This window comes from Nocardia aurantia, assembly GCF_009604425.1.
Lineage (GTDB): Bacteria > Actinomycetota > Actinomycetes > Mycobacteriales > Mycobacteriaceae > Nocardia > Nocardia aurantia.
Window position 1 is genome coordinate 115,742 of the sequence record NZ_WEGI01000017.1, and the last position, 14,246, is coordinate 129,987.

The window sequence follows — 14,246 nt, forward strand, 5'->3', positions numbered from 1 at the left end:
TCCGGACCCGTCCTCCGACTCGCGGCGCGTCAGGAATCTCCGCGATCGAAACCCTCTTGTCTCCGATCCACGGCGCACACACTGGCGGTAGACGTGCGAGAAGTTTGCCGGTGGCGATGGAGATGGATCATGCGAATCGAGCAGCTCGAGTACGTTCAGGCGGTCACCAGGTTGGGGTCGCTGCGGCGGGTGGCGGAGGAGCTGCATCTTTCACAGCCCGCGTTGAGTGAGACCCTGCGGAACCTGGAGCGGGAGCTGGGGGTGCAGCTGCTGGATCGACGTCGGTCGGGGGCACGGATCAGCAGTCAGCGCACTCGGGTCGATCGCATCGTGAGGGCGGTGCGCACGTGGTAGGGAAACCCGATCGCGACATCGAAATTGCCTGGTGGACAACGGTATTCGGCCGTCGTAGACTCGCTGCCATGGTCACCGCCCCCCATCTTCGCCGTGCCGCGAACGGCTCGTGCGCGGATCGTCGGGACCTCACCCGGCGGCGGCATCTGGATTTCATGCGCATTGCCGGGCCGGGCTGTTCTTGCCGCTGAACCCCGATCGCGCCGGGCGCGTGCGGGAAATTCGCCAACCTTTCCTCCCGACCCGATGGAGCAATTGTGTCCACAGCCGATGAAATCAGCGCTGTCGCAGAGCCGTTGAAATTCGCGTATTGGGTACCGAACGTGAGCGGCGGACTCGTCGTCAGCAAGATCGAACAGCGGACCGACTGGAGTTACGAGTACAACAGGAAGCTCGCCGTGCTGGCCGAGAACAACGGCTTCGAGTACGCGCTGAGCCAGGTCCGGTACATGGCGAGCTACGGCGCCGCCTATCAGCAGGAATCGACCAGCTTCAGCCTCGCTCTGCTGCTCGCCACCGAACGACTGAAGGTCATCGCCGCGGTCCATCCCGGGCTGTGGCATCCCGCGGTGCTGGCCAAACTTATCGCCACCGCCGACCACCTCTCCGGTGGCCGGGCCGCGGTGAACGTGGTGAGCGGCTGGTTCAAGGGTGAGTTCACCGCGCTCGGCGAGCCGTGGCTCGAACACGATGAACGCTACCGGCGCTCGGAGGAGTTCATCCGGGTGCTGCGCAAGAGCTGGACCGAGGACGAGGCCCAGTTCGCCGGTGACTTCTACCGCCTGCGGGGCTACGATCTCAAGCCCAAACCGGTTGCCGTGGAAGGTCGTCCGCATCCGGAGATCTTCCAGGGCGGCAACTCGACCGCCGCGCGCGCCATGGCCGGGCGGGTGTCGGACTGGTACTTCAGCAACGGCAAGGACTTCGACGGGATCACCGAGCAGATCACCGAGGTTCGCGCGTCCGCCGCCGAGCACGGGCGCAGCGTCCGGTTCGGGCTCAACGGGTTCCTCATCGCCCGCGACACCGAGGCCGAGGCGCGGGAGACGCTGCGTGAGATCGTCGCCCAGGCCGATCCCGAAGCCGTCGAAGGATTCCGGGGCGCCGTCGCGCAAGCGGGTGGTTCCACCAGCGACAAGCGTGGGATGTGGGCCGACTCCACCTTCGAGGATCTGGTCCAGTACAACGACGGATTCCGCTCCAAGCTCATCGGAACTCCGGAGCAGATCGCGCATCGGATCGTCGAGTACAAGAAGCGCGGGGTGAATCTGCTGCTGCTCGGATTCCTGCACTACCACGAGGAAGTCGAGTACTTCGGCAAGCACGTGCTGCCGATCGTGCGACAGCTGGAAGCCGAATTACTCTCCGGCGCAAGCACTCCGGAGTCGGTGGGAGCGGCGCGATGACCACCGTCGAGGCGACGCCGACCACCGACGCGGAACTGGACGCGATCTTCGGACCGATCTTCGATCGGATCGCCGCCGGAGCGGTCGAACGCGAAACCGATCGGCGGCTGCCGTTCGAAGAGGTCGACTGGCTGCGCGCGGCGAAATTCGGCGCGCTGCGGGTACCGGTCGAGTTCGGGGGCTACGGCGTGACGGTGCGCCAGCTGTTCCGGCAGCTGACGGCGCTGGCCGCCGCGGAATCGAACCTGCCGCAGGCGTTGCGGGTGCATTTCTCGTTCGTCGAGGATCAACTGCTGGCCGAGCCGGGGCCCGAACGCGAACGCCGGCTGCGCGCGGTGTCGGAGGGGACGCTGGTCGGCAACGCGATCACCGAGTCGGGCGTGGGCGCGGTGGATCACTATCGCACCCGGCTGACCAGGGACGGCGAGCGCTGGCTGCTCAACGGCACGAAGTACTACAGCACCGGTTCGCTGTTCGCGGACTACATCCTGGTGGCGGCCGATCGCGACGGTGAGCGAGTCGGCGTACTGGTGGACGCGAACGCCGAGGGAGTGCGTCAGCACGACGACTGGGACGGGTTCGGGCAGCGCCTCACGGCCAGCGGCACCACCGAATTCACCGATGTGGTCGTCGGCGACGATCGGGTACTCGGTCCCGGATACGGCGCGCCCGGGCCCACCTACGCGACGGCTTACCTTCAGCTGGTGCAGCTTTCGGTGCTCGCCGGGATCGCCCGGCGCGCCGAACAGGACGCCGTCGAATGGGTCGCGGTCCGCACCCGCGGCTATACGCACTCCGTGGCAGACCTGCCGCGCCGAGATCCTCTGGTGCAGCAGGTGATCGGCCGGCTGTCGGCCGCCGCGTTCGCCGCCGAGGCGAGCGTGCTCGCGGTCGCCGATGTGCTCAACGATGTGCTGGCGGCCCGAGGGCAGGACGAAACACTCGTGGTGGCAGGCGAACTCGCGGCCGCTCGCGCGCAGCTCGCGGTGATCGATCTGGTGCTGCCCGCGACCACACTCCTGTTCGAGGTCGGGGGTGCGTCGACGGTATCGCAGCGGTTGCGGCTGGATCGGCACTGGCGCAACGCCCGTACCGTCGCCGTGCACAATCCGGCGATCCAGAAGGCCCGCGCGATCGGTGATCACCTGCTCAACGGAGAGCCGTTGCCGTTCGCGTGGAGCGCGGGCGAGCGCGCGCCGGCCGCCGCCTCCGCCTCTTCGAACGGAATGGAGATCCACGCATGACCTCCACGCACAACTCCCGCCGCACGGCCGCGGTGATCGGGGCCGGGCAGACCGGCGTCACCGCCGCGCTGGGCCTGCTCGACGCCGGTTTCGAGGTCACCCTCCACAGTGACCGAGATCAGCGTGCGCTGCGCGACGACGTCCCGGCCACCGGAACCGCCCTCGAGTTCGGCGAAACCCAGCAGGCCGAAACCGCCCTCGGCCTGGACACCTACACCGGCCGCGCGCCCCGGCACACCGGCCTGAGCGTGCGCATCGCCGGACCCGAGCGCGAGGAACTGATCGCCTTCGACGGGCATTTCGACGGCTACGTCGGCGTCGCCGTCGACACCCGCCTCAAGGCCGACGAACGACTCACCACCTTCCAGGAGCGCGGCGGCCGCTTCGTCGTCGGGCAGGTCACCCCGGCGACACTCGACGGCATCGCCGCCGCGACCGATCTCACCCTGGTCGCCACCGGCCGCGGCGGGCTGTCGGACCTGTTCGCCGTCGACGCCTCCCGCACCCCCTATTCCGCCCCGCAGCGTTCCCTGCTCACGGTCACCGTGACCGGGCTCGGGCACGACGCGTCGGTCTTCGCCCACCGCAGCCGCGCGGGCGGTGCGCACAGCGGCTTCTCCATACTCGCCGACCAGGGCGAGGGCTGGTGGGGTCCGTATCTGCACAAGGACGCGGGACCGAGCTGGGCCTTCCTCGGCTGGGCCCGGCCCGGCAGTGACTGGGAAAAGCGTTTCGCCGCAGCCGATTCCGCTGAATCGGCATTGCGGATCGTGCGCGAGCTGTACCGCGACCACATCGACTGGGACCTGCCCGAGGTCCAGGCGGCGCAGGTCATCGCCGAGGATCCGCACTCGTGGCTGAAAGGCGCGGTGCGCCCGGTCGTCCGGTCCGGGTCCGGGCGCACGGCCGGCGGTCACGTGGTGGCCTCGCTCGGCGACACCTCCGCGGCCTACGATCCGATCGCGGGCCAGGGTGCGCAGAGCGGACTGATCCAGGCGCAGCGGCTGGTCGCGGCGGCCGCCGTGCACGACGGGTCGTTCGACGAGGACTGGATCACCCGCCGAAACCAGGAATTCCTGGCCGCGCGCGGTGACGCGGCGAACCGGGTGACCCGCCTGTTCCTCGGCGATCCCGAATTCGCGGAGATCGGCGGGCAACTGTTCGCGGCGGCGGCCGCCGACCCGCGCGTCGCCTCGGCGCTCGTCGGGTTGCTGCACCGCCCGCAACCGCTGTCGGACATCGGTTCCGTCGAGGCGGTGGGGGATTTCATCACCGAGGTCACCGGAGAGGACGCGGCCACCGTCCTCGCCCGCTTCCAGCCCGCCGGGCGCTTCAGCCGCTCCACCTTCGCGGGCAGCCTCACCACCGCGTAGCGCCGAGGCGAACCCGCCCGAACGGGAGCGTGATGCCGGCCGGTGCGCTGGAAGATCCAGCGCACCGGCATGTCGGCCTCGCGTGCGCGGCTCAGCGCCGGTGTTCGACGCGGCGGACGAACTTCAGCCCGGACCAGTCCGCGCCGAGCGCGGCGACCTTCACGTCCACGAGGCCGGTGGACAGGAGCAGATCGCGCGCCAGCGTGTCGGTGATATCGCTGCGGTGACCGGCCGCCCGCCGGGGCCACGCGATCCACAGCATCGCGTGGTCGTCCAGCTCGGCGGCCAGATCCGAAGCCTCGGAACGCAATCGGCTCAGCTCCCGGTAGAAGGCGATGGTCATATCCGCCCCTGCCGGGTCCCCCTCGGCGATCGCGCAACCCGCGGGCGCGTCCGGCACCACCCAGCCCGCCGGCCGGTGCCGGAGATGAACGATGTGACCGGGTTTCATCCCGATCTTGCGGGCGAGGGGCGCGGGCTCGGTCATCGTGCGAGGTTATTCCGAATCGGGCCGGGAGCAGTGGGGTTCGCCCGGCTCACGCGCGCCGACGGCCGGGACGCCGAGGGCGAGCAGGGCGGTGTCGTCGTCGACGCCCTCGAATCCGGTGAGCATCCCGGTGAGCGCGGTGACCAGTTCCGGCGCGGTGACCGGCCCGAAGGAGGCGACGAGCGCGCTCAGTTGCTCCTCGCTGAAGCGGTTCCGGCCGCGGGTGCGGGATTCGGTGAGCCCGTCGGTGTAGAGCAGCAGGGTGTCGCCGGGTTCCAGCCGTAGCTCCCGGCCGGTGAACACCGCGTCGGACAGGGCGCCGACGAGCATGCCGCCCGGTGTCTCGATCAGTTCGGTGGCGCCGGTGGCCCGGATCAGCACCGGCGGTGGATGGCCGCCGGCGGCCAGGCCGACCGTGGCGCCGCCGCGGTCCGGCCGCACCGTGCCGTAGACGACAGTGCAGAAACGCGGAGTGCGGGAATCGAATTCGCGGTACAGCACAGCATTGAGATGGGTCAGCACGGCCAGCGGGTCCGGGTCGTGGACCGCCGTGGCGCGCAGCGTGTATCTCGTCAGGGAGGTCAGCGCCGCCGCCGCGGCGCCCTTGCCGCTGATGTCGCCCAGGAAGAATCCCCACCGGCCGGCGCCGAGCGGGAACAGATCGTAGAAGTCGCCGCCGACCTCGTCGAGGGAGGCCGGATGGTAGTAGGCGGCGACCTGCATGCCGGGCACGACGGGCAACTCCGAGGGCAGCAGGCTGCGCTGCAGCGTGGCGGCCAGCTTGTAGGCGCGCTCGCGTTCGGCCTCCGCGGCCCGGCGGGCCCGCAGCAGTTCCCGCTCGTAGGCCCGCCGCTCGCGGGCATCGAAGATGGTGGTGCGGATCAGCTGCGCGGTGCCGTCGGAACCGGACCGCACCACCGAGGACACCAGTACCGGCAGGGTGGTCCCGTCGGCGCAGCGCAGGTCGAGCGCCAGGCCGTTGGCCTGCCCGTGCATCGCCAGCATCGGCGCTATGTGGGTGTCGTAGTAGATGCGACCACCGACGGTGAGCAGGTCGCCGAAGTGCCGACGCCCGACCAGGTCCGCGCGCTCGCGACCCAGCCAGTTCAGCAGGGTCGTGTTGATCTTCGCGATGGTTCCGTCCATCAGCGTGGACACGTAACCGCAGGGCGCGTTCTCGTACAGATCCTCGGCGCTGTCCTCCAGCATGGCCGAGAAGGCGGGATCGGCGGTCTTCGGCGCACCGCTGCCACGGCCGGCCTCGCCCTCGGTGCACATCATCGTTCGCTCACTCGCCCGCGAACGCCTCGATCGCCGCGGCGGTCGGCCCGGGGTCGCTCAACTGCGGGCAGTGCCCGGTGGCGTCGAGAGTGACCAACCGGCTGCCGCGGATTCGCTCGTGCACGAATCGGCCGACCTCGCGCGGGGCGATGGCGTCCTGGGCGGTCCGGATCACCAGGGTCGGCACCGTCACCTGCGACAGATCGTCGCGATTGTCGGACAGGAAGGTCGCCCGGGCGAACGCCCGTGCGATCGCCGGGTCGGTGCGGCAGAAACTCTCGGTCAGCTCCGCCCCGAGTTCCGGCCGGTCCGGGTTGCCCATGATCATCGGTGCGGTCGCGGCCGACCAGCCCAGATAGTTGGCTTCGAGGGCGTCGAGCAGTTCATCGATGTCGGCGCGGCTGAAGCCACCGTGATAGTCACCGTCGTCGATGTAGCGCGGGGACGGGGTCAGCAGCACCAGCTTCGCGAACCACCGCGGCGCGCGGTTCACCGCCAGTACCGCGATCATCGCCGCCACCGAGTGCCCCACCAGCACCACGTCCCGCAGGTCCAACTCGGCACAGATCTCGACGAGATCGTCCGCATAGGCGTCCAGATCCTCGTACCGCTGCGCCGACCACGCACCGGCATCGGACCGCCCGAACCCGACGTGGTCGAACAACACCACCCGAAAGTGTTGCGCCAGAACAGGAGTGACCAGACGCCACATGTTCTGGTCACAACCGAACCCGTGCGCCAGCAGTACCGTCGGCCGATCTACCGGACCGAGGACCACGACGTTGTTCCTCTCTTGCACACTCACCCGGACATCCTTACCACGCGCTGTCTGCCGCTCTGATATCCGAAAACGGCCGGGGTAATCGCGGTGGTGATCGAAATGTGCTCGGCGAACCGCGCCTCACCGGCCGCGGACAGTGGCGCAGAAGACGATCGCCGGGTAGGTGGCGACGAATGCCCAGAAGAAGGTGGTCAGGCGCATGACCAGAGCGGTTCCGAGGTGCATCAGCGCCGCGCTGATCAACAGTGTGCAGGTCAGCGGTCGGATACCGAGGAGAACCAGGGGGAATCCGCATTCGAACCCGATGACCCACCAGCACATCACCACGGCGAGGCCGCGATGGCGGGCCAGCATCCGCGCGACCCGCGGATGCCCGTAGCACTCGGTGGCCAGCAGCTCCGGCAGCGCCGTACCACGGCGCCACGACGAGCCGGCCAGCTTCGCCACACCCGCGGTGAAGTACGCGAGACATACCTGTGCTGACAGAAACCACAGAACGGTCTCGTTCGCGCGAGCCTGCCCCACACCGAAGGCCAGCGCCAGCGAGGTGAAAACGATGATCGTCATCTGGTCGGCTCCGTCGCCCCCGAAACGCGAGCGCATACCCAGCAGCATGTAGGTCGCGGCGATCACGGCGGCGGCCACCGAGTTCACGGCCGACGACGGGTGCAGGGCCAGCAGTATCCCGCAGGCCAGACAGGCGGCGACGAGGCCGAGCACCCTCGGATACACCAGCAACTGCCCGGCGGTGCGCTGGAACGACCTCCTGGTCAACAACCGGACACTCGTGGCCGAGACCGGCCAGCCGGCGAGGGCGCCGTCGTCGAGGAGCCGTGGAGCCGCCAGTCGCTCCAGCGATCCGATGATCACGGCGACCGAACCGATCGACGCGCAGAGGTGCAGCGCGGCGGAGCTGGTCAGCATCGGCTCGCCGCCGCCTGCCGCCCGATCACCGGACCGACCGGATGCATGGCCGACAGCAGCAACATCCGGTGATCCGGATTCTCGTCGGCGCCCTTCGACCGCAGGAGGAGGAACTGGGTGGCGTTCGCGGCATGGGCTCGGGGCCGGGTGGAGACGAAATTCAGTGTCGCGATGTACGGCAGCGTCGTTTGTATCCGGTCGGTATCACCGTCCAGTGACAATCCGGTTTTCACGAGTTCGAGCGTGATGTCGATCAGTGCCTTGTTCTGCCTTCGACCGGGATGCCACACCGCCCCCAGCCATTTCGCGGGCCTGAGCGGGGTTATCTCGCGCCAGGGCGTCAGTTGCCCGTCCGGCAGGCGATCACGGTACAGCAGATGCAGATCGTCGGTCGCCGGATTCGGTGCGAAGAAATTCCAGCGCGGCACGAATCCGGGCACATCGCGCGCGCGAACCCATTGCTCGATCCGGCCGGCATCCCATTTCTCGAGGCTGCGCGGAATTTGGCAGGCCACGGACACGGAGAACCATGTCAGCAACAATATCGCGAGGAGGACGAATATCAGATCGCCCGGTGCCACGCCCATTCAGTGCTCGTATTCGAGAGCCGCACGGCGGATATCGAGTAGTTGCCTCGCCGTCGCGGCCGGGCCCAATTGCTGTATCTGTTCGTCCGAAAGGTGCTGCTGCTGTTCTTCGGCGGGCGTGGCGGCGGCGGCACAGAGGATGGCCGCGGTGAAGGCCAGCGCGGTTACCACGATGAAAGTTCCGTGGGGAGCGCAACTTCCGCGTATCGCGAGGTTCGCCTCCAGTTGATCCGCCGGCACCAGCGCCACCGCGGCGCGTTCGGCCGGTGTCAGCGGTGGTGCCTGCCGGAGAGCCACCGCGTCCAGCGCGGCGTCGGTGTTCTCGGCCAGGTGCTCGACGAGCGTCAGATGAGCCGGACTCAGTTCCCCGCCGTTGTACGGATTGTCCAGGACGACCAGGCCGAGGTCCGGCGGCGGGACGACATTGGTCGCGAGAGTTCTGCCACCGTATCGAATACTCGCGAATACCGGCGAGTGCTGCAACATATGCCAGAGTTGATCGATCGGAAGCGTCGTCCGGCCGGCGAACCGGGGCGCGATCTCGTTTTCGACCAGGTCGACGTCTCCGTCATTGTGGTGGGCGATGATGTCTCGCACACGCTGCAATATCGGATCGCCCTGGGCGGCGACGAAGATCCGGACCGCCCCGACCGGACAGAGCAGCGCGCGATCGGGCTGCGACGGGATATAGTCCAGAATTTCGATCTCGCGATACCGCAGCGAGCGAAGCGTGAGCTCGTCGGCTGCGAGTTGCAGCAGGGTCTTCTCATCCACGGCTCGACCTCCCGGCATATCGGCGATGCGTTCGGTACAGGTGGGGAAATTAGCACGGGCTCGTCCCGCAACCGGGTATTCGATTGCCGACCTCGCTGGTGGCGACCTCCTCGTCGGTCGTCGCGGAACACAGTGAGCCGCGACCGGTGAACCGGCGGCCCGGCGGGGTAACCGGTGGCTAGGATCCCAGACGCGCGACGACTGAGCTCCGGGACCACCAGCACCGACAGGAGAGTTGTATGCCGCCCACCGCTGTCGCAGGGCACACGATCGGTTCGACGGTGGCGGGCGGTCCGCCCACGCTGGCGGCGGGCACGCTGCGCCTGGATGCCGCGCCGGTCGACTTTGTGCTGGTCGCGATCTATTTCGTGTTCGTGCTGGGGATCGGGTTGCTGGCCCGGCAGCGGGTGTCGTCGAGTATCGACTTCTTCCTGTCCGGGCGGTCGCTGCCGGCGTGGGTGACGGGGCTGGCGTTCATCTCGGCGAATCTGGGTGCGGTCGAGATCATGGGCATGTCGGCCAACGGGGCCGAATACGGCATGCCGACGATGCACTATTTCTGGATCGGCGCGGTGCCGGCCATGCTGTTCCTCGGCGTGGTGATGATGCCGTTCTATTACGGCTCCAAGGTGCGCAGTGTGCCGGAGTTCATGCGGCGGCGGTTCGGGACCGGGGCGCATCTGGTGAACGCGCTGAGTTTCGCGGTGGCGCAGGTGCTGATCGCCGGGGTGAATCTGTATCTGCTCGGTTCGATTCTGAATGTGCTGCTGGGGTGGCCGTTGTGGGTGTCGGTGGTCGTCGCGGCGGTGATCGTGCTCTCCTACATCACCCTCGGCGGGTTGTCGGCGGCGATCTACAACGAGGTGTTGCAGTTCTTCGTGATCGTGGCGGCGTTGCTGCCGTTGACGCTGGTCGGGTTGCATCGGATCGGTGGCTGGAACGGGTTGCGGGACAAGGTGACCGGGCAGGCCGACGGGTCGCAGCAGTGGCATTCCTGGCCGGGCAGTGAACTCAGCGGATTCTCGAACAGCGTGCTGTCGGTGATCGGTATCGTGTTCGGGCTCGGGTTCGTGCTGTCGTTCGGGTACTGGACCACCAATTTCGTGGAGGTGCAGCGCGCGCTGGCCACGCATTCGATCTCCGCAGCGCGTCGTACGCCGATCATCGGCGCCTATCCGAAGATGTTCATTCCGTTCATCGTCGTGATCCCGGGCATGATCAGCGCGCTGATCGTCCCGCAGATCGCCGACCTCAAGGCCACCGGGCACGGGGACGCCACCTACAACCAGGCGCTGCTGTATCTGATGAAGGCGGTGCTGCCCAACGGGTTGCTGGGTATCGCGCTGACCGGGCTGCTGGCCGCGTTCATGGCGGGGATGGCCGCCAACATCTCCGCGTTCAACACCGTGTTCAGCTACGACCTGTGGCAGCAGTACGTGCGCAAGGACCGTTCGGACGGTTACTACCTCACCGTGGGCCGGCTCGCGACGGTCGGCGCGACGGTGATCGCGATCTTCACCGCGTTCATCGCCGGCCATTTCTCGAACATGATGGATTATCTCCAGACGTTGTTCTCGTTCTTCAACGCGCCGCTGTTCGCGACGTTCATCCTGGGCATGTTCTGGAAGCGGATGACACCGACCGCCGGCTGGGTCGGCCTGGTGTTCGGCACGCTGTCGGCGATCGTGGTGTTCGTGCTGAACAAGACGGAGGTGATCCACCTGTCCGGGCAGGGGTCGAGCTTCGTCGCGGCGGGTGTGGCGTTCGTGGTGGACATCGTGCTCAGCGTGGTCGTTAGCGCGGTGACCACGCCGAAACCGGCCGCGGAGCTGGTCGGCCTGGTGTACTCGGAGACCCCGAAGGCGCAACTCAACGACCCGGACGCGGCCACGCTGCCCTGGTATCAGCGTCCGGTGCTGCTGGCCGGTATCGCGCTGGTGATCGTCATCGCGCTGAACATCTTCGTCGGCTAGCCGCCTCGAAATCCGGAGGAACACCATGCTTTTCGACATCCGCACCATCGTCGGCGCGCTGCTCGGCCTCTACGGCATCATCCTCACCGTCACCGGCCTGGTCCACGACACCGCCTCGGACCAGGATCGCACCGGTGGCTGGAACATCAACCTGTGGGCGGGGATCGGGCTGATCGTCGTGTCGATCCTGTTCCTCGCCTGGGCGCGGCTGCGCCCGGTCGTGGAACGGCGAGCCGCCGGCGACGGTGACGCGGCGGTTCCGGCCGACCCGGGCACGCTCGACGGCGAACCCGGGACACCGAATCAGGCTGCCGGGGAGCCGGATACCGCCCCGAGTCGCCCCGCGGACCAGCCCGGGACCCCGAATCACCCTGCGGGGGAGCCGGGTACCGGCCCGAGTCGCTCCGCGGACCAGCCCGGCACCACACCGAAACGACCCGGCGATGAGCCTGGCACGACATCGAATCGGTTGTCCGAGTAGCGGTTACGAGACGGAGCCGGCGTGCCCCTCATTCGGCGTCACCGCCGATGCACTCCGGCGCCGTCTCGCGCACCACGCTCATCCGATCGGCATCGGTGCGATCGTGCTGCTGCCGCACCGCCTCCCACTACGCTCCCGGCTCTCGCTGTTGTATCGGAATCCGGCAGCGGCATCCCGATCCGACTGCCGCATCCGAATTAGGTTGACATTCCAATCGGGATGTAGCGGAACCAGCCCGGTTGCAGTCGTCCAACCCGGTTGCGGCGGAACCATCCTGGTCGCAGGCGCCCGAGTTCATTTGCGCCGGAACCAGTCTGGTGCGGTCAGCCGAGTTCAGTTGAGGTGGAACCGGCCTGGTTGCGGTCGGCCGGGTTCAGTTGCAGCGGAACCGGCCCGGTCGCGGTCAGCCGAGTTCAGTTGAGGCGGAACCGGCCTGGTTGCGGTCAGCCGAGTTCAGTTGAGGCGGAACCGGCCTGGTTGCGGTCAGCCGAGTTCGGTTGCGGGGAACCGGCCTGGTTGTGGTCGGCCGAGCTCAGTTGCAGCGGAACCGGTTCGGTTGCTTCGAGCCGAGGTGGATCGCGGCCTGGCCGGGTTCGGTGGTGTGCGAGAGCTGTTCCCACCCCGTACGCGGCCTGCGGCGCAGGCCGAGCAGGACATCTACAGCCAGGAACACCAGCAGCGGAATGCCGATCAGCGGGGCGAACCAGCCGACGGCGGCAGCGACCACGACCAGGGGCACCAGTAGCGATGCCGGGGTGCGGCGGAGCGCGCCGCGTCGGGGCAGCCGTCCGAAGGACGCGTGCTGTCCGGTGCGCACGGGCCGCCGCTGCCACCACATCAGGTAGCCACGGACGATCACCGCGAGCAGCCCGATCATGGTGGCCAGCAACAACAATTGGTTGGCGAGGCCGAACATCATGCCCATGTGCAGCTGGATGCCCCAGTTGGCCAGCTTCGCCGCGAACGGCCAGTCGGCGTAGCGCAACGTGTCGGTGACCGTGCCGGTGGATCCGTCCACCGCCACCGCGTCCTGGGAGAGCACTCCCGACAGCCGGCGCTCCTTGACTGTGAAGGCGTTGGCGCCGGTCGCCGGGACGACGATCTCCACCGGCCCTTCCAGTCCTTGCGAGCGTGCGGCCGCGAACACCGTGTCCAACTGCCCGTCCCGATCGCCGGTGGCCACCGCGTGCGAACCGTGATGGTCGTGCTCCCCGGGGTGCGCATCGGCCGGTCCGGAACCGGGCAGCGTGGTGTGCACCGACGGTGTGGTCCAGCTCAGGTCCTGGCGTAGCCGATCGATGTGCGCACCGGCGTGGGTCGACCACGTCATCCCGGTCGTGGACAGGAACAACAGCGGTAGCAGGATCCAGACCCCCACGGCCGCATGCCAACCCACCGTTCGCCGACGGCCGGGCCGCGACCGATCCGGCCACAGCAACCGCCGCACCCCACCGCGCCGGGACCGTCGCCACCACAGCACCAGACCCGCGAGCGCCACGACCCACAACCAGGATGCCGCCAATTCGCTGTAGAGCCGCCCGGTTTCGCCGAGATGCAGGTTGCGATGCAGCTGGTCGATCCAGGTCCGCAGCGGCAGCGCTCCCGTACTGCCGTAGACGACACGATCACCCACCGAGTGCGCGGTCTGCGGATCGATGAACACCGCCCGGCTCTCGGATTCACCCAGCGTGGGATCGGCGAACAGCACCCGGGTGGTGTCCCCGGCCCGCTGCGCCGGATCCACCGCGGCGAGTGCGAGATTCGGCTCGACCCCGCGCGCCGCCGCCACCTGCTCGGCCAGGGGCCGCGCCGGTCCGGTCGAATTCACATGTAGCAGATCGTGATTCACGATCGACTCGACGCTCGGCGCGACCGCGTACAGCCCACCGGTCACCGCCGCGACCAGGATGAACGGCGCCACGAACACGCCGGCGTAGAAGTGCAGTCGCAACGCCAACGCGGCCAACGCCTTTCGCATCGGATATCGACGCGGTTCGTCACCCGGCGGTGCCTCGGCATCCGCCACATCGGCCAAATCGGTAAGACTCACAAGAACTCCTGTATCGAAGAAAACTTTCACCCGCGCCCGGCATCACCCGTAGCGCTGTCGTTCATTCCGCTCGTCGAACTGCGCTCGCCCACGGTGGTGCCGACACGCACGCGGCCGTCGCGAGCCTGCCCAGCAGTCCGCTTGGCACCTGAGCCCAGGCGTCGGCCGAGTCCGCTTGCCGGTTGGAGCTGGCACCGCAACCCGTTTCGTGACGTGAGTCCGTGGACGAGCGGATACGGCTACCGAGGGACGCGCGTCAGCGGATCGTGCCGCCGACTGTCACCGACCCGGCTGCCTCCGGCGACAGCGACCGTGTCACACGCACCGACACGGTCCGGAACTCCTTGGATGTCGGTTCCCGGTACCCACGCCACCGCATGCGGCGAACATTCGCGGCCGCCGACTCGGCCGCCGCCGCGGAGCCGCGGGCACCGACCGCCTGTGACATTGTCGGCCGCCGCTTGCGATCGGACATCGCTGCCCGTGTTCGCTTCGCGAGCCTCGGCCGGATGCTGCCGTCGTGGACGGCGG

13 protein-coding genes are annotated in these 14,246 nt (G+C 68.2%); 6 read left to right on the forward strand and 7 right to left on the reverse strand.

What is annotated here, in order from left to right; translation table 11 throughout:
- Positions 1-129 precede the first annotated feature (129 nt).
- The 4 genes from NRB56_RS34020 (at position 130) to NRB56_RS34035 (ending at position 4,377) form a co-directional block, all read left to right on the forward strand.
- A complete protein-coding gene (locus NRB56_RS34020) occupies positions 130-354 on the forward strand; it encodes a helix-turn-helix domain-containing protein (protein ID WP_227838554.1) in 225 nt (74 codons plus the stop codon).
- 257 nt (positions 355-611) lie between these two features.
- Complete coding sequence (gene sfnG / locus NRB56_RS34025; protein WP_319943936.1) at positions 612-1,760, forward strand: dimethylsulfone monooxygenase SfnG; 1,149 nt, start codon at positions 612-614, stop codon at positions 1,758-1,760.
- A complete protein-coding gene (locus NRB56_RS34030) occupies positions 1,757-3,004 on the forward strand; it encodes an acyl-CoA dehydrogenase family protein (protein WP_153348456.1) in 1,248 nt (415 codons plus the stop codon). The genes sfnG and NRB56_RS34030 overlap by 4 nt, the downstream gene beginning before the upstream one ends.
- Positions 3,001-4,377, forward strand: coding sequence for a styrene monooxygenase/indole monooxygenase family protein (locus tag NRB56_RS34035; RefSeq protein ID WP_153348457.1), 1,377 nt, complete (start codon positions 3,001-3,003; stop codon positions 4,375-4,377). Before NRB56_RS34030 ends, NRB56_RS34035 begins: the two co-directional genes overlap by 4 nt.
- Before the next feature lie 91 nt (positions 4,378-4,468).
- On the opposite strand, the gene NRB56_RS34040 is transcribed toward NRB56_RS34035, so the two are convergent.
- The 6 genes from NRB56_RS34040 to NRB56_RS34065 form a co-directional block, all read right to left on the reverse strand.
- Positions 4,469-4,864 (reverse strand): DUF3052 domain-containing protein, encoded by a 396-nt coding sequence (locus tag NRB56_RS34040; protein WP_153348458.1) that lies wholly within the window; start codon positions 4,862-4,864, stop codon positions 4,469-4,471.
- Between the two features lie 9 nt (positions 4,865-4,873).
- On the reverse strand, positions 4,874-6,145 hold the full coding sequence (locus NRB56_RS34045; RefSeq protein WP_227838555.1) for a SpoIIE family protein phosphatase: 1,272 nt from the start codon (positions 6,143-6,145) through the stop codon (positions 4,874-4,876).
- A gap of 7 nt (positions 6,146-6,152) precedes the next feature.
- A complete protein-coding gene (locus NRB56_RS34050; RefSeq protein WP_319943937.1) occupies positions 6,153-6,950 on the reverse strand; it encodes an alpha/beta fold hydrolase in 798 nt (265 codons plus the stop codon).
- Between the two features lie 96 nt (positions 6,951-7,046).
- Entirely contained in the window at positions 7,047-7,850 is an 804-nt protein-coding gene (locus tag NRB56_RS34055; protein WP_153348459.1) for a hypothetical protein, read from the reverse strand.
- Positions 7,844-8,437, reverse strand: a complete 594-nt coding sequence (locus tag NRB56_RS34060) for a hypothetical protein (RefSeq protein ID WP_153348460.1) — start codon at positions 8,435-8,437, stop codon at positions 7,844-7,846. The genes NRB56_RS34055 and NRB56_RS34060 overlap by 7 nt, the downstream gene beginning before the upstream one ends.
- Positions 8,438-9,211 carry a hypothetical protein gene (locus NRB56_RS34065; protein ID WP_153348461.1) on the reverse strand — a complete coding sequence of 258 codons (774 nt, stop codon included), beginning with the start codon at positions 9,209-9,211 and terminating at the stop codon, positions 8,438-8,440.
- Between the two features lie 239 nt (positions 9,212-9,450).
- On the opposite strand from NRB56_RS34065, the gene NRB56_RS34070 reads away from it, so the two are divergent.
- Together NRB56_RS34070 and NRB56_RS39470 are read left to right on the forward strand one after the other, a co-directional pair.
- Positions 9,451-11,184, forward strand: coding sequence for a sodium:solute symporter family protein (locus NRB56_RS34070; RefSeq protein WP_227838556.1), 1,734 nt, complete (start codon positions 9,451-9,453; stop codon positions 11,182-11,184).
- Positions 11,185-11,209: 25 nt separating this feature from the next.
- Positions 11,210-11,665 (forward strand): hypothetical protein, encoded by a 456-nt coding sequence (locus tag NRB56_RS39470; protein ID WP_227838557.1) that lies wholly within the window; start codon positions 11,210-11,212, stop codon positions 11,663-11,665.
- 532 nt (positions 11,666-12,197) lie between these two features.
- Here the strand turns inward: NRB56_RS39470 and NRB56_RS34080 are convergent.
- The gene (locus NRB56_RS34080; protein ID WP_319943938.1) at positions 12,198-13,715 is read right to left on the reverse strand and encodes a PepSY-associated TM helix domain-containing protein; all 1,518 of its coding nucleotides are present in this window, start codon (positions 13,713-13,715) and stop codon (positions 12,198-12,200) included.
- Positions 13,716-14,246: the final 531 nt, after the last annotated feature.